Origin of the sequence: Pseudomonas boreofloridensis, from assembly GCF_030580795.1 — a bacterium.
GTDB classification, from domain to species: domain Bacteria; phylum Pseudomonadota; class Gammaproteobacteria; order Pseudomonadales; family Pseudomonadaceae; genus Aquipseudomonas; species Aquipseudomonas boreofloridensis.
Window position 1 is genome coordinate 172,435 of record NZ_JAUQOQ010000002.1, and the last position, 26,569, is coordinate 199,003.

A 26,569-nucleotide genomic window follows, 5' to 3' on the forward strand; every position below is an offset into this window, starting at 1 on the left:
CTTGGATGCGGCGACTTTTGCTACATCGAGGAATACACAGTGCAAGCACTGCATCAGAAGATTCGCGAAGAAGGCATCGTGCTTTCCGATCAGGTTCTCAAAGTCGACGCGTTTCTCAATCACCAGATCGATCCTGCCCTGATGCAGCTGATCGGTGACGAGTTCGCCCGCCTGTTCGCCGATGCCGGCGTGACCAAGATCGTCACCATCGAAGCCTCCGGCATCGCGCCGGCCGTGATGACCGGCCTGAAACTGGGCGTGCCGGTGATCTTCGCCCGCAAGCACCAGTCGCTGACCCTGACCGAGAACCTGCTGACTGCGTCGGTGTACTCGTTCACCAAGCAGACCGAGAACACCGTGGCCATTTCGCCGCGCCACCTGAACAGCAGCGACCGCGTGCTGGTGATCGACGACTTCCTGGCCAACGGCAAGGCCTCGCAGGCGCTGATCTCGATCATCAAGCAGGCCGGTGCCACCGTGGCAGGCCTGGGCATCGTCATCGAGAAGTCGTTCCAGGGCGGCCGCGCCGAGCTGGACAGCCAGGGCTACCGTGTCGAGTCGCTGGCGCGGGTGCAGTCGCTGGCAGGCGGTGTGGTCACCTTCATCGAGTGACCACTTGCTACGGGCGGGTCGCGTGCAGGCCCGCCAGCAGCAAGCGCTGGTAAAGCTCCTCCTTCAGGCCTTCGGGCTGCGCCAGGTTCATCCGCGCCAGGTGCGCCGGATACGCCTCGGGCTCGGGCGCATCCAGCGCTGCCTTGCCCAGCGTCAGCGCTTCGCTCAGCTTGAACTTGCTCTTGAGCCAATTCAGGGCACGCAGCACGTCCTGCTCTTGAGCCGTGAAGTCGCTGCCCAGCGGATACTCGGCGAACATCGACGCATGCCGCGCCCTGATCGCCTCCAGGCGTTCGGGCGTGTTGTCGGTGAAGCGGGCGTCCAAGGCGAAATCCTGCGCCAGCTTGCCGGCCTTCTTGGCCTGGGCCATCAGCGTTTGCTGGAAACGTGAGTCGCTGATCGCCAACAGCCGTGCGATCACCTCGCTGTCGGTCTGCCCGCGCAGGTCGGCGATGCCGTATTCGGTGATGACGATGTCGCGCAGATGGCGCGGGATGGTGCAATGCCCGTACTGCCAATACAGGTTCGAGCTCACTTCGCCACCGGCTTCACGCCAACTGCGCAGCAGCAGGATCGAGCGCGCGCCTTGCAATGCGTGGCCCTGGGCGACGAAGTTGTATTGCCCACCGACGCCGCTGAGCACCCTGCCGTCTTCCAACTGGTCGGCCACCCCAGCACCCAGCAAGGTCATGCCGAACACCGTGTTGACGAACCGCGCGTCGCGCCGCTGCCGGCGCTTGAGCGCTTCGTCGCCGTACAATTCGTTGATGAAGCTGATGGCCGTCATGGAAAAACGCGCGCGCTGCTCCAGCGACATGTGCCGCAGGCGCTGGTAGAAATCGGCTGGGCCGAGGAAGAAGCCGCCGTGCACCAGCACGCCGCGCTCGTCTGCCGGACGTCGCACCACGCCCGCCTCGGCCAGCGTCAGCAGGCCGTTGACGAACATCTCGCTGCAGCCATACATGCCCTGGGCGAAGTCGTCCTGCCCGCCTTCACGGTCGATCAGGCTCCGCCAGGGGCTGAGGTCGAAGTCGTCCAGCAGCGCCCGGTAGGCGGCGTTGTCGGCCTGGCGCGCCAGAAGAGCCGCCGCCACCGCATCGCCCATGGCACCAATGCCGATCTGCAACGTACCGCCATCGCGCACCAGCGTGCTGGCGTACACGCCAATGCAGTGGTCCTGGACGGTGACCGGCATGTTCGGCGTGCTGAACAGGCGCCGCTGCTCGACTTCGTCGATCAGCAGGTCGAAGGCCTGGATGTGCAACTCGGCATCGCCCGGCATGTAGGGCAGTTCGGCATGCACCTGGCCGAGCATGAGCACGGTTTCGCCAGCGGCGCGGCGTGCGGCGACCATCGGCAGCAGGTCCAGGGTGATGTCGGGATTGCAGGCCAGGCTGAGGTGCTCCGGGCGCTCCGGCGTGGCGGCGACCAATTGGGCGATCAGGTTCAGGCCCTTGGCATTGATGTCGCGGGCGGCGTGGCTGTAGTTGCTGCTGACGTAGTCCTGCTGGGCAGACGCGCTGTGCAGCAGGGAGCCGGGCTGCATGAAGAACTGCTCGACGCGGATGTTGGCCGGCAGTGTGTCGTCGCGCAGGTCCTTGAGGTAGTCGAGCTCTTCGTAATCGGCGAACACCCGTTCCAGGAAGGGTTCGAGAAAGCGCTGCTGCAGGCCCTCGCCGAGCGACGGTCGGCCCAGGCTGAGGGCGGTATAGATCGTCAGGCGGCGCTCGGGCAGCGCGCGGATGCGGGCGTAGAGCGCATTGACGAAGGCATTGGGCTTGCCCAGCCCCAGCGGCAAGCCCATGTGGATATGGGCCGGAAGACGGGCCAGGGCCTGGTCGACGGCGTGGTCGATCGAGCAACGGTGGGGCATTGGAAGCTCCTGCGGCGTGTGAGGCGTACAGGATGTGACCATTGCCGGGAGCGTGTGGCTCCCGACCTGTCGTGCAAAGGCTACGACGACCCGCGTTCGTTGCGACCGGTTCGCGGCACGAGGCCGCGTCTACACCACCGTCTTCTGGCGTGGGATCAGAGCCCGGACATCTTCTTGATAGCGCCCTTGAGCTCGTCGTCCGAGCAGTCGCCGCAGGTGCCCTTGGGCGGCATGGCGTTCAGGCCGGTGATGGCCTTGGCCAGAATGCCGTCCAGACCACCCTGGTGATCGGCGCGCTCTTTCCAGGCCGCCGTGTCGCCGATCTTCGGCGCGTTCAGCAGGCCAGTGGCATGGCAGGCGTTGCAGTGCTTGGCGACGATGTCGTCGGCGCTTCTGGCGCCAGCGCCGGCGGCCGCAGCGGTGACGGCCATGCCTTGGCATTCCTGGCCCTGAATGCACACCTTGCCGACCGGCTCCAGGCGCTTGGCGATGTCGTCGTTGGTCGCTGCGGTCGCACTCAGCGCCCACACAGCGAACAGGGCTGCTGGTACGGCCAGCATCTTCTTGATTGGGTTCACGCGTACACCCTCATGGTGGCTGATCAGGCTCGCGGCCACGGTTGGCGAGCGCGGCCGAGTATAGCGACAAGCCCTGAGGGCGTGAACGACCCTACTGCGTAAAGGGGTATTGGCGACGCAATAGCCTGAGCTGGATCAAAAATTCGAGGGGGTGGCGGCGCTGATGAGCCGGGCGGGCTCGTCGAACGGATTGCGGAAACGGTGCGGGCGGGTGCTTTCGAAGTAGTAGCTGTCGCCGGCTTCGAGCAGGAAGGTTTCGGTGCCCACCACCAGCTCCAGGCGACCTTCGAGCAGGATGCCGGTCTCTTCGCCGTCGTGGGTGAGCATTTCTTCACCCGTGTCGGCGCCGGGCGGGTACACCTCGTTGAGAAAGGCGATGGCGCGGTTGGGGTGCGACTTGCCGACCAGCTTCATGGTCACCGCGCCGTCGGAAATGTCGATCAGCTCATGGGCCTTGTAGACGATCTGCGTCGGACTTTCCGGCGCCAGTTCGACGGAGAAGAACTCCACCATCGACATGGGAATGCCGCTGAGCACCTTGCGCAGCGAGCTGATCGAGGGGCTCACGCTGTTTTTCTCGATCATCGAGATGGTGCTGTTGGTCACCCCCGCCCGTTTGGCGAGTTCGCGCTGGGACAGGCCCTTGAGCTTGCGGATGGCTTGCAGTCGTTCGCCAACGTCCAAAGCGTGGGTCTCCAGAAACGGTCGTGGTGAGGCAAAGTGTGAACGATATCATGGCAATGCCGTTCAGTATTTACAACACGACCGCCTCTCACCGCCGCGAACGACCTTATTGGCCCTCGTACTCCAGCGGCACCCGGCGCAGGTTGCAGAAAATCTGATAGGGGATGGTGCCCGCCTGCTGCGCTACATCGCTGGCCAATACCTGCTTGCCCCACAACTCCACCGGGCTGCCGACGGTCGCCTCGGGCACCTCGGTGAGGTCGACGCAGAGCATGTCCATCGACACCCGGCCGATCAGTTGCGTGCGCTTGCCCGCGACCACCACCGGCGTGCCGCTGGGGGCATGTCGCGGATAGCCATCGGCATAGCCCATGGCGACCACGCCGACGCGGGTCGGGCGCGTGCTGGTGAACCGCGCGCCATAGCCCACCGGCTCACCGATGGGCAGCTCACGCACACTGATGATGCGCGATTGCAGGGTCATCACCGGCTGCAGGCGCGCCGCCTGGGCCTGCTCGACCTCGAAGGGCGAGGCGCCGTACAGCATGATGCCCGGCCGTACCCAGTCGCTCGGCGTGTTCGGCCACGCCAGCACGCCCGGGGAATTGCGCAGGCTGCACTCGGCGGTCAGGCCCTGGCGCGCGGCCTCGAAGGCGGCGACTTGCTGTTCGGTGGTCGCCGCGTCCAGTTCGTCGGCCCGGGAGAAATGGCTCATCAGCACGATGCGCGCCACTTTGCCGCTGGCCAGCAGACGCTGATAGGCCTCGTGGTAGTCCTTCGGGTGCAGGCCGACACGGTGCATGCCGCTGTCGAGCTTGAGCCAGATGTTCAATGGCTTGTGCACCGGATGCTGTTCGATGGCCTCGAGCTGCCACAGCGAATGGACCACGCACCACAGGTCATGCTCGGCGATCAGCGCCAGCTCGCTGGCCTCGAAGAACCCTTCGAGCAGCAGCACCGGCGCCTTGATGCCCGCGGCGCGCAGCTCCAGCGCCTCCTCGATGCAGGCCACGGCAAAGCCGTCGGCATCGGCCTCCAGCGCCAGGGCACAGCGCACCGCACCATGGCCGTAAGCATCGGCCTTGACCACGGCCAGGGCCTTGGCACCGGCCAGTTCACGGGCCAGACGGTAGTTGTGACGCAGCGCTTGGAGGTCGATCAGGGCACGGGCGGGGCGCATGGGGCAGCCTTCTGGTGGATCTGGTTATGGGCAGATGGGGCATTCATCGCGGTTGAGCCCGCGCCTACCGGGGGCGGGCTCAACCGGTCATCGTCGTTACTGATGGGCCGACAGCGGACGGCCCTGCCGAGCGACCTCACCGGCTTGGCCATAGCGCGAGATGTCCAGACCTTCGGCACTGATCTGCGGCTTCTTGCGCGCAATCAGGTCGGCCAACAGGCGACCGGAGCCACAGGCCATGGTCCAGCCCAAGGTGCCGTGACCGGTGTTCAGGTACAGGTTGCTCAGCGCGGTGGCGCCGACGATCGGCGTGCCATCCGGGGTAGCCGGGCGCAGGCCGGTCCAGAAACTGGCCTGGCTCAGGTCGCCGCCGCGAGGATAAAGGTCGTTGACGATCATCTCCAGCGTTTCGCGCCGACGCGGGTTCAGAGAGAGGTCGAAGCCGGCGATTTCAGCCATGCCGCCGACCCGAATACGGTTGTCGAAACGGGTGATGGCAACCTTGTAGGTTTCGTCGAGGATGGTCGAAGTCGGCGCCATGGCCGCGTCGGTGATCGGCACGGTCAGCGAGTAACCCTTGAGCGGGTACACCGGGGCCTTGATGCCCAGCGGCTTGAGCAACTGCGGCGAATAGCTGCCCAGCGCCAGGACGTAGCGGTCAGCCGTTTCCAGCTTGCCGTCGATCCACACGCCGTTGAGTCGGTCGCCGGCCTGATCCAGGCGCTGGATGTTCTGCCCGAAGCGGAACTCGACACCCAGCTTCACGGCCATTTCCGCAAGTTGGGTGGTGAACAGCTGGCAGTCGCCGGTCTGGTCGTTGGGCAGGCGCAGGGCACCGGCCAGCAGGTGCTTGGCCCCTGCCAAGGCAGGTTCGACCCGGGCAATGGCGTCGCGGTCGAGCAATTCGTAGGGCACGCCGGACTGTTCGAGCACGGCGATGTCCTTGGCCGCGGCATCCACCTGGGCCTGGGTGCGGAACAACTGGGTGGTGCCCAGGGTGCGGCTTTCGTAGGCGATGCCGGTTTCGGCGCGCAGTTCGTCGAGGCAGTCGCGGCTGTATTCGGACAGCCGCACCATGCGCTCCTTGTTCACCGCATAACGGCTGGCGGTGCAGTTGCGCAGCATCTGCGCCATCCACAGGTACTGATCGACATCACCGGTGAGCTTGATGGCCAGCGGGGCGTGCCGCTCGAGCAGCCATTTGATGGCCTTGAGCGGAACGCCCGGTGCAGCCCAGGGCGAAGCGTAGCCGGGCGAGATCTGGCCTGCGTTGGCGAAGCTGGTTTCCATGGCCACCGCCGGCTGGCGATCGACCACCGTGACCTCGAAACCTTGCCGGGCCAGGTAGTAGGCACTGGCGGTCCCGATCACACCGCTACCAAGTACCAGAACTCGCATCGTCTATCCCTCATGCGCGGCGCACCGCTGTGTTGTTCGAAATGGCATGGATGCGCGCAGTATAAGAATCTCAGGCCAGTGCATTTCACTATATAAGCGCCTATATTTGGCGAGAATTCTCGGCACGAACGCCTTAGACGGAGGGGCATCCCCTATGAGAACCCAGCACCAGAGCAAGCGGGAACTGGACAAGATCGACCGCAACATCTTGCGCATCCTGCAAAGCGACGGGCGCATCTCGTTCACCGAACTGGGCGAGAAAGTCGGGCTGTCCACCACGCCCTGCACCGAGCGCGTGCGCCGTCTGGAACGCGAGGGGATCATCATGGGCTACAACGCCCGGCTCAACCCGCAGCACCTGAAGGGCAGCCTGCTGGTGTTCGTCGAGATCAGCCTGGACTACAAGTCGGGCGACACCTTCGAGGAGTTCCGCCGCGCCGTGCTCAAGCTGCCCCATGTGCTGGAATGCCATCTGGTTTCCGGCGACTTCGATTACCTGGTCAAGGCACGCATCTCGGAGATGGCGTCGTACCGCAAGCTGCTCGGCGACATCCTGCTCAAGCTGCCCCATGTGCGGGAATCGAAAAGCTACATCGTGATGGAGGAGGTGAAGGAGAGCCTCTGCCTGCCGATTCCGGACTGAACCTCAGACCAGCACCTGGCGGGTACTGGCGATGTAACCATGAATCAGTTGCTCGGCCTGCGGCTCGATCGGCGTCTGCGGCCCGCGACCGCGCGGACAGGCCAGGCGCGGAGTGGTGCCGAACAAGCGGCAGATCAGCGGGCGCTCTGTATAGACGGTGCAACCTTGAGGACCGAGGTGCACGCAATCCAGGCGCTGCAAGGCAGCCTCCTGCTCGGCCGCGGTCTTGCGCGGCAGACGCGCCATCTCCGCGCTGGAGGTGGTGACCGGACCGCAGCAGTCGTGGCAGCCGGGCTCGCATTCGAACGAGGGGATGAGTTCGCGCAGGAACTGGATCTTGTGGGTGCAGGACATGGTCGGCGTGTCATTGAGGGGCCGGGCATTATAGGGCCATTGCCGCCCCCGCGCGCCCCGCTTATCCTCGCAGCTTTTCGCCCAGCCCCAGGAACCCGGCCATGATCCACAGCGCCCAGCACGCTGCCTCCTACTATGCCGCCAGCCGCCTGCCGCAACCGGACTACCCGTGCCTGGAAGGCGAGCACAGCGCCGACGTGTGCATCGTCGGCGGCGGCTACTCAGGGCTCAATACCGCCATCGAACTGGCCGAGCGCGGCTTCTCCGTGGTCCTGCTCGAGGCCCGGCGCATCGGCTGGGGCGCCAGCGGGCGCAATGGCGGGCAGTTGATTCGCGGCGTGGGCCACGACGTCGAGCAGTTCCTGCCGGTCATCGGCGCAGACGGCGTACGCAGCCTCAAGCTGATGGGCCTGGAAGCCGTGCAGATTGCCCGCGAACGTATCGAGCAGCATGCCATCGCCTGCGACCTGACCTGGGGCTACAGCGACCTCGCCTATAAGCCGGCCGAACTCGACGGTTTCGCCGCCGACGCCGATGAGTTGCGCAGCCTGGGCTACCGCTACGAGGTGCGCGTGGTGCCCGCATCGCAGATCCGCAGCGTGGTCAATTCGGCCTGCTTCGTCGGCGGCCTGGTGTACATGGGCTCAGGCCACGTGCACCCGCTGAACCTGGCCATCGGCGAGGCGGCCGTCGCGGCGCGCCTGGGCGTGAAGCTGCATGAAGGCTCCGAGGTGACCCGCATCGACTACGGCCCGCAGGTGCAGGTGCACACGGCGCGCGGCCGGGTGCGCGCCAACACCCTGGTGTTGTGCACCAACGCCTATCACAACGACCTGAACCGCGAACTGGGCGGCAAGGTGCTGCCCGCCGGCAGCTACATCATCGCCACCGAGCCGCTGGGCGAGGCCCGCGCTCGCGATTTGCTGCCACAGAACATGGCGGTGTGCGACCAACGCGTGGCGCTGGACTACTTCCGTCTGTCCGCCGACCACCGCTTGCTGTTCGGCGGCGCCTGCCACTATTCCGGGCGTGACCCCAAGGACATCGCCGCCTACATGGGCCCGAAGATGCTCAAGGTGTTCCCGCAACTGGCCGGGGTACGCATCGACTACCAATGGGGCGGCATGATCGGCATCGGCGCCAATCGCCTGCCGCAGATCGGTCGCCTGCCCGAGCAGCCCAATGTGTACTACGCCCAGGCCTATTCGGGTCACGGCCTCAACGCCACGCACCTGGCCGGACGGTTGCTCGGCGAAGCCATCGGCGGTCAGCACAGCGGCCGCTTCGACCTGTTCGCCCAGGTGCCCCATGCCACCTTCCCGGGCGGCAGGTTGCTGCGCTCGCCGCTGCTGGCCTTGGGCATGCTCTGGTACCGGCTCAAGGAACTGCTCTGATCAACCGCGCCAGAATGGCTTGCAGCCTTCTTCCCAGGCCTGCTCGCGGCTCAGACCGATGTCCAGCAACTGCTGGTCGCTGAGTTCGCGCAACAGCTTGCGCGACTGCCAGCGGTGCAGCATCAATCTCCATGAGCCAAGGTCTACCGGAGCGCATGACAGCCTTGAGGGCTGTCCTGCTGCACATTCGTCGGCCTGCAGCATCAATCGCACATCGCTCATTCCGGTCATCGCCGCTTCTCCTTGTGATCGAAACCTGGTGCTAGCATGCGCTGGCGGGTTAGCGACGATACAGATCCAAACAAATCTTATTATTCCAATACAGAACTGGCGCAGCCGCAGCTGAATGGCGTATTTTCGGCCGATCTGTATGGTCGCGCCGATTAGCCTGCGCAGGAGTATGCCTGTGAACCTGTACATGAACCTGGCCGAGCTGCTCGGCGCGCGCATCGAACAAGGCCTGTACCGCCCAGGCGAGCGCTTGCCCTCGGTGCGGGCGTTGAGCCTGGAGCACGGCGTCAGCCTGAGCACGGTGCAGCAGGCCTATCGGCAGTTGGAAGAGGCGGGCCTGGTATCGCCACGGCCCAAATCGGGTTATTTCGTGGCCGAGCACCTGAGCGTGCCAGCGCTCCCAGCCATCAGCCGTCCGGCGCAGCGACCGGTGGATATCTCGCAATGGGAGCAGGTGCTGGAACTGGTTCGCGCCAACCCTCGCCCCGACGTGATCCAGCTCGGGCGCGGCATGCCGGACATCGAAAGCCCCACCCTCAAACCGCTGCTGCGCAGCCTCGCCCAGCTCAGCCGGCGCCTGGACATGCCGGGACTGTACTACGACAACATCCACGGCAACCTGGGCCTGCGAGAACAGATCGCGCGCCTGGCCCTGGACTCCGGTTGCACCCTGGCAGCGGGCGACCTGGTGGTCACCACGGGCTGCCATGAGGCGCTGTCGACCAGCATCCGCGCGGTGTGCGAGCCCGGCGACATCGTCGCGGTGGATTCGCCAAGCTTCCACGGCGCCATGCAGACCCTCAAAGGGTTCGGCATGAAGGCGCTGGAGATCCCCACCGACCCGGTCACCGGCATCAGCCTGGAGGCCCTGGAACTGGCGCTGGAACAATGGCCGATCAAGCTCATCCAGATCACGCCCAACTGCAACAACCCGCTGGGCTACATCATGCCCGAGGCGCGCAAGAAGGCGCTGCTCACCCTGGCCCAGCGCTATGACGTGGCGATCATCGAGGACGATGTGTACGGCGACCTGGCCTACACCTACCCGCGTCCGCGCACGCTCAAGTCGTTCGACGAGGACGGGCGCGTGCTGCTGTGCAGTTCGTTCTCCAAGACCCTCGCCCCCGGCCTGCGGGTCGGCTGGGTGGCGCCGGGGCGCTACCTGGAGCGGGTGCTGCACATGAAGTACATCAGCACCGGCAGCACGGCCTGCCAGCCGCAACTGGCAATCGCCGACTTCATCGCCCAGGGCCATTACCAGCCGCATTTGCGGCGGGTGCGTGCGCAGTATCAGCGTGCCCGCGACCAGATGAGCGACTGGGTCACGCGCTATTTCCCACCCGGCACCCGCGCCAGCCGGCCCCAAGGGGGATTCATGCTATGGGTCGAGCTGCCGGAGCGTTTCGATACCTTGCGTCTGAACCGCGCCTTGCTCGATCAAGGCGTGCAGATCGCCGTGGGCAGCATCTTCTCGGCCTCGGGCAAGTACCGGCATTGCCTGCGCATGAATTTTGCCGCACGGGCCACCCCGCAGATCGAGGCGGCTGTGCGCAAGGTCGGTGAAACCGCGTGCCGGCTACTGGCGCAGGACGACAACGGCGGGTAACTTTGCACGACCTTGCATGGTCCAAGGTTTCCACGTGACCCGTCGCACAGGACGATCCCCCTTGAGTCTCCAGCGAGCCTTGCCCCTGCTGCTGGCGCTGCTGCTCGGCCTGCAGGGCTGCGCCAGCGTCGATACCCCGCGCGATGTCAGCCAGGCGCTGCCTGCCGTCGACTCCGCCTTCGGCCGCTCGGTGCAGCGCCAGGCCGCGCCCTACGAGGGGCGCTCCGGCTTTCGCCTGCTGCCCAACAGCAGCGAGGCGTTCCGGGCCCGCGCCGAGCTGATCCGCCATGCCCAGACCAGCATCGACCTGCAGTACTACATCGTCCACGACGGGCTCAGCACCCGCGCCCTGGTCCACGAACTGCTGCGTGCCGCCGACCGCGGCGTGCGCGTGCGCATCCTGCTCGACGACACCACCAGCGATGGCCTGGACAGCCTGATCGCCACCCTGGACGCCCACCCGCGCATCCAGATCCGCCTGTTCAATCCGCTGCACCTTGGCCGCAGTACGGGCCTGACCCGCACCCTCGGACGGCTGTTCAACCTGTCGCTGCAACACCGGCGCATGCACAACAAGCTGTTCCTGGTCGACAACAGCATGGCCATCGTCGGCGGCCGTAACCTGGGCGATGAGTACTTCGATGCCGAGCCCAACCTCAACTTCACCGACATCGACCTGCTCGGCGTCGGTCCGGTGGCCGAACAGCTCGGGCACAGCTTCGACCAGTACTGGAACAGCGCCTTGAGCCGGCCGATCGGTGATTTTCTCTGGCGCACCCCGGACGCCGACGACCTGCACAGCAGCCGGCAACGGCTGGAGGTCTGGCTGGCACAGGCGCGGGAGAAGCACCCGGCACTGTACGACCGCCTGATGGCCTACCAGACCGAACCGCGCCTGGACACCTGGCGCAACGAGCTGATCTGGGCCCACAGCCAAGCGCTATGGGATGCGCCGAGCAAGGTGCTGTCCAGCGGCGACCCCGATCCGCACCTGCTGATGAGCCAGCAGTTGGCGCCGGACCTGGAGCGCGTGCACCGTGAACTGATCCTGGTGTCGGCCTACTTCGTGCCCGGCGAGCCGGGCCTGCTGTATCTCACCGGCCGTGCCGACGCCGGCGCCTCGGTGAAGCTGCTGACCAACTCGCTGGAGGCCACCGACGTGCCGGCCGTGCATGGCGGCTATGCGCCCTACCGGCGCGCGCTGCTGGAGCATGGGGTGGAGCTGTTCGAACTGCGCCGCCAACCTGGCGATCCGAGTGCCGTACGCGGCGCGCTGAGCTTCAAGGGGCAGTCGGATTCGAGCCTGCACAGCAAGGCCATGGTCTTCGACCGGCAGAAGACCTTCATCGGCTCGTTCAACTTCGACCCGCGCTCGGTGCTGTGGAACACCGAAGTGGGAGTGTTGGTCGACAGCCCGGAGCTGGCCGAGTACACCCGCGAGCTGGCCGAACAGGGCATGGCCCCGGCGCTGAGCTACCAGCCCAAGCTGGTTGACGGAAAGATGGTCTGGGTGACCGAGGACAACGGCCAGGTGCACACCCTGACCGAAGAGCCGGGCGACCTGTGGCGACGCTTCAACGCGTGGGTAGCCCAGGCGGTGGGACTGGAGCGAATGCTCTAGTCCCTCACAGCGCGGCCGGCTCGAACGCCCCCGCTCGCCGGGTCAACAACACCAGCCCCGCCGCACCGGCCGCCATCAGCCACAACAGCGCATGGCCGCTGACCCACTGGCTGCCCGCCCCGGCCAGCAGCGGCCCGAGCAGGCAACCGATGCCCCACAACTGCGCCACGTGGGCATTGGCGCGCACCAGCGCGTCGTCACGATAGCGCTCGCCGATGAGGATCAGCGACAGGGTGAACAGCCCTCCGGCGCTGGCGCCGAACAGCACCCAAAGCGGCCAGATCGCCGGTGTATGCAACAGCAGCGGAATCGCCAGGCTAGACCCCATCAGGCTCACGGCGCAGCCGCTGAACAGAGCCTGCCGGGACATGCGGTCGGCCAACGCGCCAATCGGCAGTTGCAGCACCGCGTCGCCGACCACCACGGTGCTGACCATGAACAGCGCCACTTCGGCGGTGAAGCCCTGCTGCAGCACGTAGACCGGCAGCAGCGTGAGAATCATCGCCTCGAAGGCGGCGAACAGGGCGATGGCCCAGGCGATCACTGGCAGGCGCCGACAGAAAGCCAACAGATCGCGAAGGGTCACGCTGCACGCTTCGGTAGACGGCGCGCCCGTGCGGCCAAACAGCAGCAATGGCGACAGCAGCAGCAGGCCGGTGGCCGCCCAGAAGCCGAAGTCATCATCCGAGCCGAGCACGCCCAACACCAGCGGCCCGGCCAGTTGGCTCAGGGCATAGCTGCTGCCGTAGAGCGCGACCAGACGACCGCGCCACTGCTCGACCACCAACTGGTTGATCCAGCTCTCGCCGAGGATGAACACCACCGTCAGCGAGGTGCCGATCAGCAAGCGCAGCGCCAACCACAACGGATAGCTGGGCAGCAGCGCCAGCAGGCCGATCGACAGCGCCCCGCCCCACAGGCACAGACGCATCGCCGCCGGAACACCGAGCCAGCCAGCCAGACGACTGGCCAGGCTGGCGCCGAGCAGCACGCCGATGGCCGGCATCGCCGCCATCACACCAATAGCGAAACTGCCGTAGCCCCAGCCTTCCAGGCGCAGGGACACCAGCGGCATGCTCACGCCGAGGGCGAGGCCGACACTGAGCACCGAGGCCAGCACGGCAAAGTAGGTGGCCCAACGCATCGGCCTTCTCCTGAACGAAATGCACAAGGCCCACTCGCGTGCCAATCACCGAAGCGATTGACCCGCGAGTGGGCCATTGGGGAGGTTACAGCTTGATCCAGGTCGCTTTCAGTTCGGTGTACTTTTCCAGCGCATGCAGCGACTTGTCGCGGCCGTTGCCAGACTGCTTGAAACCACCGAACGGCGCGGTCATGTCGCCGCCGTCGTACTGATTCACCCAGACGCTGCCAGCGCGCACGGCGCGAGCGGTCTTGTGCGCCTTGGACAGGTCGGCGGTCCAGATGCCAGCGGCCAGGCCGTAAGGCGTGTCGTTGGCGATGGCCACGGCCTCTTCGGCGCTGTCGAAGGCGATCACCGACAGCACCGGGCCGAAGATCTCTTCCTGGGCGATCTTCATGGCATTGGTCACGCCGTCGAAGATGGTCGGCTCGACATAGGTACCACCGGTTTCCTCAAGGATGCGCTTGCCGCCGGCCAGCAGCGTGGCGCCGTCCTGATGACCGGCGTCGATGTACGACAGCACGGTGTTCATCTGCTGGGTATCGACCAGCGCGCCTACCGTGGTGGCCGGGTCCAGCGGGTTACCGGGCTTCCAGGCCTTGAGCGCCTCGACCACCATCGGCAGGAAGGTGTCCTTGATCGAGCGCTCGACCAGCAGGCGCGAACCGGCGGTGCAGACCTCGCCCTGGTTGAAGGCGATGGCGCTGGCGGCAGCCTGGGCGGCGGCGTGCAGATCAGGCGCGTCGGCGAAGACGATGTTCGGGCTCTTGCCACCGGCTTCGAGCCAGATGCGCTTCATGTTCGACTCGCCGGCATACACCATCAGTTGCTTGGCGATGCGCGTGGAGCCGGTGAACACCAGGGTGTCCACGTCCATGTGCAGGGCCAGGGCCTTGCCGACCGTGTGGCCATAGCCTGGCAGCACGTTCAGCACACCCGCCGGGATACCGGCCTCGATGGCCAACTGGGCGATGCGGATGGCGGTCAGCGGCGATTTCTCGGAAGGCTTGAGCACCACCGAGTTGCCGGTGGCCAGCGCCGGGCCGAGTTTCCAGCAGGCCATCATCAGGGGGAAGTTCCACGGCACGATGGCACCGACCACACCCACCGGCTCGCGGGTGACCAGGCCGAGCTGGTCATGGGGCGTTGGGGCCACTTCGTCGTAGACCTTGTCGATGGCCTCGGCGGTCCAGTGGATGGCGTTGGCTGCGCCGGGGATGTCGATGCTGGAGGAGTCGCTGATCGGCTTGCCCATGTCCAGGGTTTCCAGCAGCGCCAGTTCCTCGACATGCTGGCGCAGCAGGCCGGCGAAACGGATGAGCGTGGCCTTGCGCTTGGCTGGCGGCAGTTGCGACCAGACACCCGAAGCGAAGGTGGCGCGAGCATTTTCTACCGCGCGGTTGGCATCGGCCTGGTCGCAACTGGCAACCTTGGCCAGGAAGCGCCCGTCGACCGGGCTCAGGCACTCGAAAGTATCGCCGGAGGCGGCGTCGGTATAGTGGCCGTCGATGAAGGCGCGGCCTTCGATCTTCAGTTGCTGGGCACGTTGTTCCCAATCCGCACGCGTCAAGGTGGTCATACGAAACTCCTCCTCTTGTTGAAGTGCAGCCCCGTACCGAGGACTCACGGGCACTGTCGGATATGCTGGCCGGGCGCCGAGCGCACACGGGCATCCGACACCCTAAACCAGGCCTGACAAACTATCAATATATTTGACACTAAAGGCCAAAATGCCTACTGATGTGCATTTTATTAAACAATCAACGTCTTGAACCAAAAGGGTATCCAGCATGAGCATCGACCGCATCATCGATTTCGCCCAAGCCCTGACCGAGGCCGAGCGCTACCGCCCAGCGGCGGAAAAGATCCTCAAGGGTGATCCCGACCAGGCCGTGTACAACCACTATTCCAGTCCTTGTGGGCAGTTCGCGGCAGGGGTCTGGGAAGGTGAGCTGGGGCAGTGGACGGTGAACTACACCGAGCACGAATACTGCGAGATCGTCCAGGGCGTATCGGTGCTGCGCGATGAAGACGGCAACGCCAAGACCCTGCGCGCGGGTGATCGCTTCGTCATTCCGGCCGGCTTCAAGGGCACCTGGGAGGTGCTGGAGCCGTGCCGCAAGATTTATGTGATGTTCGAGCAACGCTGATCGCTTGGGCAGGATTATCTACCGCCCCCATACAACCGCCGAGGGTGAACATGGGCGTGTCCAATCCGGACCATTCAGGAGAGTCACCCATGTCCATCGAAAAGACCACCGGCCAAGCCATCGAAACCTGCGGCACCGCCATGACTGACACCCAAGTCAACGAAGCCATGCAGAGCTTGATCGGCAAGACCTATACCGACGCGATTCGTGACGAGCTGAAACAGACCACTGGCCGTCCGGTCACCGGGCCAGCCGACATCGTCACCGGTGAGCTGAATCCTCAGCGCATCAACCTGCGTACCGACGCGCAGGGTGTGATCAGCGGTGTCGACTTCGGTTGATCCCACTGGCCGAACGTTTAGGACCGCTTCCATCGGAAGCGGTTTTTTTTCGCCTGACAGGTAGTTCGCGGCTACTTTGCGCGTTGCAATCCTTAATTACCGCTCGGCCAAGATGCCGCCACCTGAACATAGCGGTGTCCAATGTCGGACAGCAGATCAGGAGTACGCAGCATGACCACCGACATTCTCGGCCCGGTTCGCCATATCATCGGCTCGCGCTACGTGGAAACCGTGCAGGCCTATGCGCTCGAACTGACCGGCTTGAAGGCTGTGAGGATCGTAAAAGGCGATGCAGACCTGCGCGATTACCGCCCAGATCAACTGCGCATCTACGTGGATGACAGTGGCTTCATCACGAACCTGGCCAATGCCTGAAGTCTGGCGCTGTCGAAAACCGCTTCCCTACCGAAGCGGTTTTTTTCTGCACCTAAATATCTACAGCGTCTCGGCCCACAGGATGATCGACTATCGTTCGGCCTCGACTGGAGGCTTATCGAAAAGGACACGATCATGGACAGCCAACAAGCGACACACGCTCTGCAGCACCTGCTGGGCACACCTTTCGTACCCAGCGCAGTGAGCTACATGAAGGAACTGGCCGGCGTGAGCAATGCTGAGCAGGTCGGTGAAGTCATCACGCTGCAAGCGCGCCATGACGTCGTGCTGTACAGCGTCGAAGACGGCAACATCACCTTCGTTGCAGCCCACGTCTAAGCCTGCCAAGCATCACCTGGCATAAAAAAACCCGCCTTCTTGCGAAGGCGGGTTTTTTTCAGGTCGCCGATCAATTACTTGATCTTGGCTTCCTTGTACACCACGTGCTTGCGAACGACCGGATCGTATTTCTTGATCTCGATCTTGTCCGGGGTGGTGCGCTTGTTCTTGTCGGTGGTGTAGAAGTGGCCAGTGCCAGCACTCGAAACCAGACGGATCAATTCACGCATGACGTTCTCCTTAGAACTTTTCGCCGCGAGCGCGCAGCTCGGCCAGCACTACGTCGATACCACGCTTGTCAATGACGCGCATGCCTTTGGCGGAAACGCGCAGACGCACGAAACGCTTCTCGGACTCGACCCAGAAACGGTGATGCTGCAGGTTCGGCAGGAAACGACGACGGGTTTTGTTGTTTGCGTGGGAAATGTTATTCCCGGTTACCGGACCCTTACCGGTAACTTGACAGACTCTCGACATGCCTCAGCCCTCTAAAACCACATGCCCAACCCGGCATGGGTTGGCCGCTTAATCTCTCAGTCTATGGCGCCAAGGCGCCGTGTTTCTGGGGGTCTTATCGAACCGGCTCGAATGAGCGACAGACCGAGCCCCTAGAAAAGAGCGCTGCTTTATACCAGAAAGGGTCGACCACAACAACAGAAGATGCACATTCCAGGCGGGTCGATTGCGCCGGGCCAGCATAGCGACAAGGCTTGCGCACTGTCGACCGCTCGTCGCCGCGCGGCGCAAAAATCCGGTAGCCATTTGCCAAGCGGCACTCTAGGGTTAGAGCTTTCCGCTTCCAGACTGCACTGGCAGATGGGCCACTGACCAGCCGAGGATCCCGCATGCGCGTCGCCGCCCTTTCCGTTCTGTTCACTTCCCTGTTCGTCGCGGGCCTGGCCCAGGCAGCGCCGCTGTCGGTGTGCACCGAGGCCAGCCCCGAAGGTTTCGATGTGGTCCAGTACAACTCGCTGACCACCACCAATGCCTCGGCCGATGTGCTGATGAATCGCCTGGTCGAGTTCGACGCTGGCCAGGGCAAGGTCGTACCGAGCCTGGCGCAAGCCTGGACCGTGTCCGACGATGGCCTGACCTACGACTTCACCCTGCGCGACGGCGTGAAATTCCACAGTACCGACTACTTCAAGCCTACCCGCACGCTGAACGCCGACGACGTGCTGTTCAGCTTCCAGCGCATGCTGTATCCGGCCCACGCCTGGCACAAGACCGCGCCGGGCGGCTATCCGCATGCCCAGTCGCTGCAACTGGGCAGCCTGATCAAGTCGATCGAGGCGCCTGACCCGCAGCATGTACGCTTCGTCCTGAGCCACCCCGACGCCACGTTCCTGGCCACGCTGAGCATGGGCTTCGCTTCGATCTACTCCGCCGAATATGCCGACAAGCTACTCAAGGCCGGCACCCCGGAGAAGCTCAACAGCCAGCCGATCGGCACCGGCCCGTTCGTTTTCCAGCGCTTCCAGAAGGACGCGGTGGTGCGCTATCGCGCCAATCCCGACTATTTCGACGGCAAGCCTGCGGTCGATCCGCTGATCTTCGCCATCGCTACCGACCCCAACGTGCGCCTGCAGAAGCTCAAGCGCAACGAGTGCCAGGTGGCGCTCTCGCCCAAGCCACTGGACATCACCGAAGCCACCCAGGACGGCAGCCTCAAGGTCGCCTCCACCCCGGCCTTCATGACCGCTTTCGTCGCCCTGAACAGCGAGCACCCACCGCTGGACAAGCCTGAGGTGCGCCAGGCCATCAACCTGGCCTTCGACAAGTCGGCCTACGTCAAAGCCGTGTTCGACGACACCGCCACCGCCGCCAACGGCCCCTACCCGCCCAACACCTGGAGCTACGCCAAGGACTTGCCCGGCTACAGCCTGAACCTGAAAAAGGCCAAGGCGCTGCTGACCAAAGCGGGCCTGGGCGAGGGCTTCAGCACTACGATCTGGACCCGACCTTCGGGCAGCCTGCTCAACCCCAACCCCAGCCTCGGCGCGCAGATGCTCCAGGCCGACCTGGCCAAGGTCGGTATCAAGGCCGAAATCCGCACCATCGAATGGGGCGAGCTGATCCGCCGCGCCAAGGCCGGCGAGCATGACTTGCTGTTCATGGGCTGGGCGGGCGACAACGGTGACCCGGACAACTTCCTCACGCCACAGTTTTCCTGCGCGGCGGTGAAGTCCGGGACCAACTTCGCACGCTTCTGCGACAGCCGCCTGGATCAGTTGATCAACGCTGGGCGTACCACCAACGACCAGAGCGTGCGCAGCCGCCTGTACCAGCAGGCGCAGACCTTGATCCAGCAGCAGGCGCTGTGGCTGCCCCTGGCTCACCCCACTGCCGCGACCTTGCTCAGCAAGCGCGTGGAGGGGTATCAGGTGAGTCCGTTCGGGCGCGTGGACTTCAGCAAGGTGTCGGTGGAGCGTTGATCGGCCGCCGATCAACGCCGACTTCATCGCGGATTCACCCGCGATGAAGCGACCCAAGCCGTCCACTACCCCCCTATCCAGCCCTGCTCCACCATGGATAACGGCTCGCCGTCACCGACGATCACATGGTCGAGCACGCGGACGTCGATCAACGCCAGCGCTTGCTTCAAGGTGCAGGTCAGGCGCACGTCATCCTCGCTCGGCTCGCAGTTCCCGGACGGGTGGTTGTGACAGATGATCAACGCCGCCGCGTTGTGCAGCAGCGAGCGGCGCACCACTTCTCGCGGGTAGATGCTCGCCCGGTCGATGGTGCCGCGAAACAGGATCTCGAACGCGACCGGCCGGTGCTTGGTGTCCAGGAACAGGCAAGCGAATACCTCGCTGTTCTCGTGGCGCAGCATGGCCTTGAGGTAACGGCGCACGGCGGCGGGGTTCTCCAGCGCTGAGGTGCGTTCGATCGCCTGGTCCAGGTAGCGTCTGCCCACTTCCAGCAGCGCCTGCAATTGCGTGTACTTCACCGGCCCCATGCCCGGCTCGCGCAACAACACCGCGCGGTCGGCCTCCAGAAACGGGCGCAGACCACCGAAGCGCGCGAGCAGGCTTCGCGCCAGGTCGACGACATTGCGCCCGGCCACGCCCGAACCGAGCAGCACGGCCAGCAGTTCGGCGTCGGACAGCACTGCTGCGCCGCGTGCCAGCAACTTTTCCCTCGGCCGCTCATCCTGCGGCCATTCCCTGATGTTCATACCCCTCCTTGCGTGCTACTGCGGCGGCTTCGAGCCCTGTGTTAATCTAGTTCGCCTCGTTGAATGCGACGTTCTGCCGCAGGCATGTTCAGACGTCGTCGCCCGCTTTTACTGGAAAAAGGCAAGCCTATGCAGCGGCTGTATCGCAAGCGCATCGTTCTCGGCGTGGGTGGCGGCATTGCCGCCTACAAGAGCGCCGAGCTGATTCGCCGACTTCTGGAACACGGCGCGCAGGTGCGCGTCGTCATGACCCGCGGCGGGGCCGAGTTCATCACCCCGCTGACCCTGCAGGCGCTCTCCGGTCATCCGGTGCACATGGATCTGCTCGACCCTGCCGCCGAAGCGGCCATGGGGCATATCGAACTGGCCAAGTGGGCCGACCTGGTGCTCATCGCCCCGGCCACCGCCGACCTCATGGCGCGCCTGGCCCAAGGCATGGCCGACGACCTGCTGACCACCCTGGTGCTGGCCACCGACGCCACCGTCGCCGTGGCACCGGCCATGAACCAGGCCATGTGGCGCGACCCGGCCACCCAGGACAACCTGGCGCTGCTCGAGCGCCGGGGCATCCAGGTGTTCGGTCCAGCCTCCGGCAGCCAGGCCTGCGGCGACGTGGGCCTGGGCCGCATGCTCGAAGCCACCGACCTGGCCTGGTGCGCCGCCGAAACCTTCAAGCGCCAGTCGCTGACCGGCAAGCACGTGTTGATCACCGCCGGCCCCACCCAGGAAAACATCGATCCGGTGCGCTACATCACCAATCATAGTTCCGGAAAGATGGGCTTCGCCCTGGCCGAGGCGGCCGTCGAAGCGGGGGCTCGGGTGACCCTCGTCACCGGCCCCGTGCACCTGGCGACCCCCGACCGGGTCACCCGCATCGACGTGGTGAGCGCACGGGACATGCTCGCCGCCTGCGAAGCGGCCATGCCCTGCGACCTGTTCATCGCCTCGGCGGCGGTCGCGGACTACCGCCCGGAAGTGGTTGCCCCGCAGAAGCTCAAGAAAGACCCTACGAGCGGCGACGGCATGCTGCTGCAGATGGTGCGTAATCCGGATATCCTTGCAACCCTGGCCGGCCGCGCCGACCGTCCGTTCAGCGTCGGCTTCGCCGCCGAGACCGAACACCTGCTCGATTACGCCACGCGCAAGCTCAAGGACAAGAATCTCGACCTGATCGTCGCCAACGATGTGGCCAACCCCAGCATCGGCTTCAACAGCGAAGAGAACGCCTTGACCGTGATCGACCGCCAGCAGCACCAGACCCTCTTCGCGCAAACCAGCAAGGGCAAGATCGCCCGGCAACTGGTCGCCTTCATCGCCGAACGGCTCAATCAGGTTCAATGAGTTACATGCACGCTCTTCAAGCCAAGATTCTCGACCCACGTCTGGGTACCGAATTCCCCCTGCCGCAGTACGCCACGCCCGGTTCCGCCGGTCTGGACCTGCGCGCCCTGCTCACCGAGGACACCGTCCTCGAACCGGGTCAGACCCTGTTGATCCCCACCGGCCTGTCGATCTACATCGGCGATCCGGGCCTGGCAGCGATGATCCTGCCGCGCTCCGGCCTGGGCCACAAACACGGCGTGGTACTGGGCAACCTGGTGGGCCTGATCGACTCGGACTACCAAGGCGAACTGATGGTCTCGTGCTGGAACCGGGGCAACACCGCCTTCACCATCAGCGTCGGCGAGCGCATTGCCCAACTGATCCTGGTACCGGTGGTGCAGGCGCATTTCGACATCGTCGAGGCCTTCGACGAAACCCAGCGTGGCAGCGGCGGTTTCGGTCACTCCGGTACCCGCTGAAGCGACCGCCGGGGCCATGGATGGCGAACTCTCGGGTCCAACGACCGTCCAAGCGTTCTGTTTGCGCCTACCCAGAAGCCTCAGACCCTTGGAGTCCCCCTGAGATGAACGATATGGCCCAGCTGGTTCCCGCACTGCCGGACAGCATTTTCCGCGCCTATGACATCCGCGGCATCGTCGGCAAGACGCTGCATGCCGAGACCGCCTACTGGATCGGCCGCGCCATCGGCGCCCAGACCCTCGCCCAGGGCGAGCCGAAGATTTCCGTAGGCCGCGACGGCCGCTTGTCCGGCCCGATGCTGGTCGAGCAACTGATCCAGGGCCTGGCCGATGCCGGCTGCCAGGTCAGCGACGTGGGACTGGTGCCCACCCCCGCGCTGTACTTCGCCGCCAACGTGCTGGCCGGCACCTCCGGCGTGATGCTCACCGGCAGCCATAATCCCTCGGACTACAACGGCTTCAAGATCGTCATCGCCGGCGACACCTTGGCCAATGAACAGATCCAGGCCCTGCTGACCCGCCTGAAAACCAACGACCTGACCCGCGCAGAGGGCAGCGTCGAGCGCGTCGAGATCCTCGAGCGCTATTTCCAGCAGATCGTCGAGGACGTGAAGCTGGCCAAGCCGCTCAAGGTGGTGGTCGACTGCGGCAACGGCGCAGCGGGCGTGATCGCCCCGCGCCTGATCGAGGCCTTGGGTTGCGACGTGATCCCGCTGTTCTGTGAGGTCGACGGCCACTTCCCCAACCATCACCCGGACCCGGGCAAGCCGGAAAACCTCGAAGACCTGATCGCCAAGGTGCGCGAAACCGGTGCCGACCTGGGCCTGGCCTTCGACGGTGACGGTGACCGCGTCGGCGTGGTGACCAACACCGGCAGCATCGTCTACCCCGACCGCCTGCTGATGCTGTTCGCCCAGGACGTGCTGTCGCGCAACCCCGGCGCCGAGATCATCTTCGACGTCAAATGCACCCGCCGCCTCACCCCGCTGATCGAGCAGCACGGCGGTCGCGCCCTGATGTGGAAGACCGGTCATTCGTTGATCAAGAAGAAGATGAAACTGACCGGCTCGCTGCTGGCCGGCGAGATGAGCGGGCACATCTTCATCAAGGAACGCTGGTACGGTTTCGACGACGGTATCTACAGCGCCGCACGCCTGCTGGAAATCCTCAGCAAGGCCGAGCAGTCTGCCGAAGACCTGTTCGCCGCGTTCCCGAACGATATTTCCACGCCGGAAATCAACATCGATGTGACCGACGAGGGTAAATTCAGCATCATTGATGCACTGCAACGCGACGCCGACTGGGGCGCGGCCGAACTCACCACCATCGACGGTGTGCGGGTCGACTATCCCCACGGCTGGGGCCTGGTTCGCGCCTCCAACACCACGCCGGTGCTGGTGCTGCGCTTCGAGGCCGACAGCGAGACAGAACTGAACCGAATCAAGGCTGTATTCCGTGAGCAGTTGCACAAGGTCGAGCCTGGCCTGCACCTGCCGTTCTGACGTTCACATACTGGAGCCCTGCATGACCCTCGATCGCGACGCCGCTTCCCATGTAGCCGAGGTTTTGTCCGAAGCGCTGCCCTACATCCGCCGCTTCGTCGGCAAGACCCTGGTGATCAAGTACGGCGGCAACGCGATGGAGAGCGAAGAGCTCAAGACCGGCTTCGCCCGGGACATCGTGCTGATGAAGGCGGTAGGCATCAACCCGGTGGTGGTGCATGGCGGCGGCCCGCAGATCGGCGATCTGCTCAAGCGCCTGTCGATCGAGAGCCACTTCATCGACGGCATGCGCGTCACCGACTCGGCGACCATGGATGTGGTGGAGATGGTGCTGGGCGGTCAGGTGAACAAGGACATCGTCAACCTGATCAACCGTCACGGCGGCAGCGCCATCGGCCTGACGGGCAAGGACGCCGAGCTGATCCGCGCGAAGAAGCTCACCGTCAGCCGCCAGACCCCGGAAATGACCACGCCCGAGATCATCGACATCGGTCATGTCGGCGAAGTGGTCGGGGTCAACACCGAGCTGCTGAACATGCTGGTGCGCGGCGACTTCATCCCGGTGATCGCGCCGATCGGCGTGGGCGCCAACGGTGAGTCGTACAACATCAACGCCGACCTGGTGGCGGGCAAGGTGGCCGAGGCGCTGAAAGCCGAGAAGCTGATGCTGCTGACCAACATTGCCGGCCTGATGGACAAGCAGGGCCAGGTGCTCACCGGCCTGACCACCGAGCAAGTCAACGAACTGATCGCCGACGGCACCATCTATGGCGGCATGCTGCCGAAGATCAAGTGCGCACTCGAGGCGGTGCAGGGCGGCGTCAACAGCTCGCACATCATCGACGGTCGCGTACCGAACGCGGTGCTGCTGGAGATCTTCACCGACAGCGGCGTCGGCACCCTCATCACCAACCGCAAACGCGCCTGACAGCGTCGTAGCAAGACTTCGCGGGACCGTCCGTGCCTTCGGCAATGGACGGTCCCGCGATGCACTTCACGTTTCTCAACTTTCCCTCCAGACGGCCGAAACAACGTGGCAGAATGCACGCCCGTTGCAAAAAGTTACCGTTCATCTGGAGAAACTCGCGTGAAATACGCATCACAAGGACTCGTGCTGGCCGCCGCCATCGCCCTCGGGTCCATCGCCGGCTGCGCTACCGAAACCTCTACTGCCGTGGCCGTTCAACAGGTCGAGAGCGTCAACCGCCCCTACAGCGGCGTGCGCACCCCGATCGCCGTCGGCAAGTTCGACAACCGTTCGAGCTACATGCGCGGCATCTTCTCCGATGGTGTCGACCGCCTCGGCGGCCAGGCCAAGACCATCCTCATCACCCACCTCCAGCAAACCCACCGGTTCAACGTACTGGACCGCGACAACATGGGTGAGATCCAGCAGGAAGCGCAGATCAAGGGCCAGAGCCAGCGTCTGAAGGGCGCCGATTTCGTGGTCACCGGCGATGTCACCGAGTTCGGCCGCAAGGAAGTGGGCGATCACCAGCTGTTCGGCATTCTCGGCCGCGGCAAGACCCAGATCGCCTACGCCAAGGTGGCGCTGAACATCGTCAACATCAGCACCTCCGAAGTGGTGTATTCCAGCCAGGGCGCCGGCGAATACGCGCTGTCGAACCGCGAAGTCATCGGCTTTGGCGGCACCGCCAGCTACGACTCCACCCTCAACGGCAAGGTCCTGGACCTGGCCATGCGCGAGGCGGTGAACAAGCTGGTCAGCGCCGTGGACAGTGGCCAGTGGAAGCCACAGGCCCAGTAATCGACGCCCGACGTTTCGACACCCGTAACACGACAAGGAAAGCACGTACATGAGCATCACCCGCTCGGCCTGGCGCACTGGCGCCGGCCTTCTGCTGGCCAGCGCCCTGCTGGCCGGCTGCAATACGCCAAAACCGCTGTATCAATGGGAAAGCTACCAGCCCCAGGTGCGCGAGTACTTCAACGACCAGTCCAAGGAAGAACAGGTCATCGCCCTGGAGCGCGATCTGGAGAAGATCAAGGCCAAGAACGGCGCGGTGCCGCCGGGCTATCACGCGCAACTGGGCCTGCTCTACTCGAGCCTGGGCAAGGATGACCAGATGATCCAGGAATTCCGTACCGAGAAAGCGCTGTTCCCTGAGTCGGCGACCTACATGGACTTCCTGATGAAGAACGCCACGCAAGGAGCCAAGCCGTGATCAAGCGCCTTACCCAATGCCTGGTCGGCGCCTGCGTGCTGGCCCTGTTCGCCGGCTGCGCCGAGCGCAAGACCACCGACTACGCCGCCTTCAAGCAGAGCCGGCCGAAGTCGATCCTGATCGTGCCGCCACTGAACAACTCGCCGGACGTCAAGGCCAGCTACAGCATGCTGGCGCAGGTCACCTATCCGCTGGCCGAAGCGGGCTACTACGTGATGCCGGTGGCGCTGGTGGCCGAGACGTTCCGCCAGAACGGCATGACCACCCCGGCGGACATCCATGAGTTGCCGGCCGCCAAGCTGCGCGAGATCTTCGGCGCCGATGCCGGGCTGTACGTGACCGTCAGCGACTACGGCACCCGCTACATGGTGCTGAGCAGCGCAACCATCGTCACCGCCAGCGCCAAGCTGGTCGACCTGAAAACCGGCGCCACCCTGTGGACCGGCGCGGCGTCGGCCTCCAGCGAAGAAGGCCGGCAGAACCAGGGCGGGCTGGTCGGCATGCTGATCACCGCAGCGGTGAACCAGATCATCTCCAGCGTGCAGGACGACGCGGGCTATCCGATCGCCGGTATCACCAGCGCCCGGCTGCTGTCGCCGAACCCCAACGGCGGCATCCTGTACGGGCCGCGCTCACCGAAGTACGGCACCGATTGAGCGACGAGCACTGCGTCGAAGCCATGAAAAAGGCGACCTACAAAGGTCGCCTTTTTCATGGACGATCTGCGCTCAGATCCCGTATTGCGCTCGATAGGCCTCGACCGCCGGCAGGTGCTGCTTGAGCTGCGGATCATCGGCCAGGAATTCCAGTACCTGGGTCAGGGATACGATGCTGACCACTGGCATGCCGAAGTCACGCTCCACTTCCTGAATGGCCGAGAGTTCGCCGTTACCACGCTCCTCGCGGTTCAGCGCGATGAGCACACCGGCGGCGCGTGCCTGCTGGGCCTGGATGATCTGCATGACTTCGCGGATCGCGGTGCCTGCGGTGATCACGTCGTCGATGATCAGCACCTCGCCCGCCAGGGGAGCGCCGACCAGGCTGCCGCCCTCGCCGTGGTCCTTGGCTTCCTTGCGGTTGAAGCACCAGGGCACGTCGATCTGATGATGCTCGGCCAGCGCCACCGCCGTGGCGGCGGCCAGCGGAATGCCTTTGTAGGCCGGACCGAACAGCACGTCGAAGGGGATCTTGCTGTCGACGATGGCCGCCGCATAGCAACGTCCCAGCTGGGCCAGGGCCGAGCCGCTGTTGAACAGACCGGCGTTGAAGAAGTACGGGCTGGTACGCCCCGATTTCAGGGTGAATTCACCGAAGCGCAGCACGCCGCGATCGATGGCAAAACGGATGAAGTCGCGCTGATACGGCTGCATGAAAA

29 protein-coding genes and 1 pseudogene are annotated in these 26,569 nt (G+C 64.7%); 17 read left to right on the forward strand and 13 right to left on the reverse strand.

Features of this window, described 5'->3' with window-relative positions:
- Nucleotides 1-39: 39 nt before the first annotated feature.
- Nucleotides 40-612, forward strand: coding sequence for a xanthine phosphoribosyltransferase (locus tag Q6A47_RS02940; protein ID WP_029614720.1), 573 nt, complete (start codon nucleotides 40-42; stop codon nucleotides 610-612).
- Nucleotides 613-619: 7 nt separating this feature from the next.
- On the opposite strand, the gene Q6A47_RS02945 is transcribed toward Q6A47_RS02940, so the two are convergent.
- From Q6A47_RS02945 to dadA, 5 genes are all read right to left on the reverse strand, one after another.
- Nucleotides 620-2,485, reverse strand: coding sequence for an acetyl-CoA hydrolase/transferase C-terminal domain-containing protein (locus tag Q6A47_RS02945; RefSeq protein ID WP_304482959.1), 1,866 nt, complete (start codon nucleotides 2,483-2,485; stop codon nucleotides 620-622).
- A 155-nt stretch (nucleotides 2,486-2,640) separates the two neighbouring features.
- Entirely contained in the window at nucleotides 2,641-3,063 is a 423-nt protein-coding gene (locus tag Q6A47_RS02950; RefSeq protein WP_240326934.1) for a c-type cytochrome, read from the reverse strand.
- Between the two features lie 135 nt (nucleotides 3,064-3,198).
- Nucleotides 3,199-3,747, reverse strand: a complete 549-nt coding sequence (locus tag Q6A47_RS02955; RefSeq protein ID WP_039581939.1) for a cupin domain-containing protein — start codon at nucleotides 3,745-3,747, stop codon at nucleotides 3,199-3,201.
- Between the two features lie 106 nt (nucleotides 3,748-3,853).
- The gene (alr, locus tag Q6A47_RS02960) at nucleotides 3,854-4,927 is read right to left on the reverse strand and encodes an alanine racemase (protein WP_304482961.1); all 1,074 of its coding nucleotides are present in this window, start codon (nucleotides 4,925-4,927) and stop codon (nucleotides 3,854-3,856) included.
- Between the two features lie 96 nt (nucleotides 4,928-5,023).
- Nucleotides 5,024-6,325, reverse strand: a complete 1,302-nt coding sequence (dadA, locus tag Q6A47_RS02965; protein WP_116889849.1) for a D-amino acid dehydrogenase — start codon at nucleotides 6,323-6,325, stop codon at nucleotides 5,024-5,026.
- Nucleotides 6,326-6,479: 154 nt separating this feature from the next.
- On the opposite strand from dadA, the gene dadR reads away from it, so the two are divergent.
- Nucleotides 6,480-6,968 (forward strand): transcriptional regulator DadR, encoded by a 489-nt coding sequence (dadR, locus tag Q6A47_RS02970; protein WP_039581953.1) that lies wholly within the window; start codon nucleotides 6,480-6,482, stop codon nucleotides 6,966-6,968.
- A gap of 3 nt (nucleotides 6,969-6,971) precedes the next feature.
- Here the strand turns inward: dadR and Q6A47_RS02975 are convergent, their stop codons facing one another.
- Nucleotides 6,972-7,322 (reverse strand): YkgJ family cysteine cluster protein, encoded by a 351-nt coding sequence (locus tag Q6A47_RS02975; RefSeq protein ID WP_029614714.1) that lies wholly within the window; start codon nucleotides 7,320-7,322, stop codon nucleotides 6,972-6,974.
- Nucleotides 7,323-7,423: 101 nt separating this feature from the next.
- Between Q6A47_RS02975 and Q6A47_RS02980 the strand changes: the two genes are divergently transcribed.
- Nucleotides 7,424-8,716: an NAD(P)/FAD-dependent oxidoreductase gene (locus Q6A47_RS02980; RefSeq protein WP_304482963.1), complete on the forward strand. Its 1,293-nt coding sequence runs from the start codon at nucleotides 7,424-7,426 to the stop codon at nucleotides 8,714-8,716.
- On the opposite strand, the gene Q6A47_RS22915 is transcribed toward Q6A47_RS02980, so the two are convergent.
- Nucleotides 8,717-8,839 carry a DUF1127 domain-containing protein gene (locus Q6A47_RS22915; protein WP_369811409.1) on the reverse strand — a complete coding sequence of 41 codons (123 nt, stop codon included), beginning with the start codon at nucleotides 8,837-8,839 and terminating at the stop codon, nucleotides 8,717-8,719.
- A 283-nt stretch (nucleotides 8,840-9,122) separates the two neighbouring features.
- Here Q6A47_RS22915 and Q6A47_RS02990 point away from each other — a divergent pair, with 283 nt between their 5' ends.
- Nucleotides 9,123-10,553, forward strand: a complete 1,431-nt coding sequence (locus tag Q6A47_RS02990; RefSeq protein ID WP_304482964.1) for an aminotransferase-like domain-containing protein — start codon at nucleotides 9,123-9,125, stop codon at nucleotides 10,551-10,553.
- A gap of 61 nt (nucleotides 10,554-10,614) precedes the next feature.
- Nucleotides 10,615-12,174 (forward strand): phospholipase D family protein, encoded by a 1,560-nt coding sequence (locus Q6A47_RS02995; RefSeq protein ID WP_304482965.1) that lies wholly within the window; start codon nucleotides 10,615-10,617, stop codon nucleotides 12,172-12,174.
- A 4-nt stretch (nucleotides 12,175-12,178) separates the two neighbouring features.
- On the opposite strand, the gene Q6A47_RS03000 is transcribed toward Q6A47_RS02995, so the two are convergent.
- Together Q6A47_RS03000 and Q6A47_RS03005 are read right to left on the reverse strand one after the other, a co-directional pair.
- Nucleotides 12,179-13,318 (reverse strand): MFS transporter, encoded by a 1,140-nt coding sequence (locus Q6A47_RS03000; RefSeq protein ID WP_116889859.1) that lies wholly within the window; start codon nucleotides 13,316-13,318, stop codon nucleotides 12,179-12,181.
- 85 nt (nucleotides 13,319-13,403) lie between these two features.
- Entirely contained in the window at nucleotides 13,404-14,897 is a 1,494-nt protein-coding gene (locus tag Q6A47_RS03005) for an aldehyde dehydrogenase (RefSeq protein WP_029613169.1), read from the reverse strand.
- Between the two features lie 211 nt (nucleotides 14,898-15,108).
- Between Q6A47_RS03005 and Q6A47_RS03010 the strand changes: the two genes are divergently transcribed.
- The 4 genes from Q6A47_RS03010 to Q6A47_RS03025 all read left to right on the forward strand — a co-directional run bounded on the left by Q6A47_RS03010 (nucleotide 15,109) and on the right by Q6A47_RS03025 (nucleotide 16,523).
- Complete coding sequence (locus Q6A47_RS03010) at nucleotides 15,109-15,468, forward strand: cupin domain-containing protein (protein WP_295484135.1); 360 nt, start codon at nucleotides 15,109-15,111, stop codon at nucleotides 15,466-15,468.
- 89 nt (nucleotides 15,469-15,557) lie between these two features.
- The gene (locus Q6A47_RS03015) at nucleotides 15,558-15,809 is read left to right on the forward strand and encodes an I78 family peptidase inhibitor (protein ID WP_304482966.1); all 252 of its coding nucleotides are present in this window, start codon (nucleotides 15,558-15,560) and stop codon (nucleotides 15,807-15,809) included.
- Nucleotides 15,810-15,980: 171 nt separating this feature from the next.
- On the forward strand, nucleotides 15,981-16,184 hold the full coding sequence (locus tag Q6A47_RS03020) for a hypothetical protein (RefSeq protein WP_295484141.1): 204 nt from the start codon (nucleotides 15,981-15,983) through the stop codon (nucleotides 16,182-16,184).
- Between the two features lie 135 nt (nucleotides 16,185-16,319).
- Nucleotides 16,320-16,523, forward strand: coding sequence for a hypothetical protein (locus Q6A47_RS03025; protein ID WP_029613173.1), 204 nt, complete (start codon nucleotides 16,320-16,322; stop codon nucleotides 16,521-16,523).
- Between the two features lie 74 nt (nucleotides 16,524-16,597).
- Here the strand turns inward: Q6A47_RS03025 and rpmG are convergent, their stop codons facing one another.
- Both rpmG and rpmB read right to left on the reverse strand, forming a co-directional pair.
- On the reverse strand, nucleotides 16,598-16,753 hold the full coding sequence (gene rpmG, locus Q6A47_RS03030) for a 50S ribosomal protein L33 (protein WP_003253507.1): 156 nt from the start codon (nucleotides 16,751-16,753) through the stop codon (nucleotides 16,598-16,600).
- A 10-nt stretch (nucleotides 16,754-16,763) separates the two neighbouring features.
- Complete coding sequence (gene rpmB / locus Q6A47_RS03035) at nucleotides 16,764-17,000, reverse strand: 50S ribosomal protein L28 (RefSeq protein ID WP_003258972.1); 237 nt, start codon at nucleotides 16,998-17,000, stop codon at nucleotides 16,764-16,766.
- Between the two features lie 368 nt (nucleotides 17,001-17,368).
- Here rpmB and Q6A47_RS03040 point away from each other — a divergent pair, with 368 nt between their 5' ends.
- A complete protein-coding gene (locus Q6A47_RS03040; protein WP_304482968.1) occupies nucleotides 17,369-18,958 on the forward strand; it encodes an ABC transporter substrate-binding protein in 1,590 nt (529 codons plus the stop codon).
- A gap of 65 nt (nucleotides 18,959-19,023) precedes the next feature.
- On the opposite strand, the gene radC is transcribed toward Q6A47_RS03040, so the two are convergent.
- On the reverse strand, nucleotides 19,024-19,704 hold the full coding sequence (gene radC / locus Q6A47_RS03045; protein WP_304482969.1) for a RadC family protein: 681 nt from the start codon (nucleotides 19,702-19,704) through the stop codon (nucleotides 19,024-19,026).
- 129 nt (nucleotides 19,705-19,833) lie between these two features.
- Here radC and coaBC point away from each other — a divergent pair, with 129 nt between their 5' ends.
- The 7 genes and pseudogenes from coaBC to Q6A47_RS03080 all read left to right on the forward strand — a co-directional run bounded on the left by coaBC (nucleotide 19,834) and on the right by Q6A47_RS03080 (nucleotide 25,850).
- Nucleotides 19,834-21,045, forward strand: coding sequence for a bifunctional phosphopantothenoylcysteine decarboxylase/phosphopantothenate--cysteine ligase CoaBC (gene coaBC / locus Q6A47_RS03050; protein WP_039581997.1), 1,212 nt, complete (start codon nucleotides 19,834-19,836; stop codon nucleotides 21,043-21,045).
- A 5-nt stretch (nucleotides 21,046-21,050) separates the two neighbouring features.
- Nucleotides 21,051-21,506 carry a dUTP diphosphatase gene (gene dut / locus Q6A47_RS03055; RefSeq protein WP_029613175.1) on the forward strand — a complete coding sequence of 152 codons (456 nt, stop codon included), beginning with the start codon at nucleotides 21,051-21,053 and terminating at the stop codon, nucleotides 21,504-21,506.
- Between the two features lie 128 nt (nucleotides 21,507-21,634).
- Nucleotides 21,635-23,008: pseudogene (locus tag Q6A47_RS03060) on the forward strand (phosphomannomutase/phosphoglucomutase); the annotation flags it as partial.
- 22 nt (nucleotides 23,009-23,030) lie between these two features.
- Nucleotides 23,031-23,936 carry an acetylglutamate kinase gene (gene argB, locus Q6A47_RS03065; RefSeq protein WP_029613177.1) on the forward strand — a complete coding sequence of 302 codons (906 nt, stop codon included), beginning with the start codon at nucleotides 23,031-23,033 and terminating at the stop codon, nucleotides 23,934-23,936.
- A 159-nt stretch (nucleotides 23,937-24,095) separates the two neighbouring features.
- Nucleotides 24,096-24,776 carry a CsgG/HfaB family protein gene (locus Q6A47_RS03070; RefSeq protein WP_116889865.1) on the forward strand — a complete coding sequence of 227 codons (681 nt, stop codon included), beginning with the start codon at nucleotides 24,096-24,098 and terminating at the stop codon, nucleotides 24,774-24,776.
- A 49-nt stretch (nucleotides 24,777-24,825) separates the two neighbouring features.
- On the forward strand, nucleotides 24,826-25,194 hold the full coding sequence (locus Q6A47_RS03075) for a DUF4810 domain-containing protein (RefSeq protein WP_039582001.1): 369 nt from the start codon (nucleotides 24,826-24,828) through the stop codon (nucleotides 25,192-25,194).
- A 20-nt stretch (nucleotides 25,195-25,214) separates the two neighbouring features.
- Nucleotides 25,215-25,850 (forward strand): DUF799 domain-containing protein, encoded by a 636-nt coding sequence (locus Q6A47_RS03080; RefSeq protein ID WP_039583310.1) that lies wholly within the window; start codon nucleotides 25,215-25,217, stop codon nucleotides 25,848-25,850.
- A gap of 72 nt (nucleotides 25,851-25,922) precedes the next feature.
- On the opposite strand, the gene pyrE is transcribed toward Q6A47_RS03080, so the two are convergent.
- Complete coding sequence (pyrE, locus tag Q6A47_RS03085; protein ID WP_029613181.1) at nucleotides 25,923-26,564, reverse strand: orotate phosphoribosyltransferase; 642 nt, start codon at nucleotides 26,562-26,564, stop codon at nucleotides 25,923-25,925.
- Between the last annotated feature and the right edge of the window lie 5 nt (nucleotides 26,565-26,569).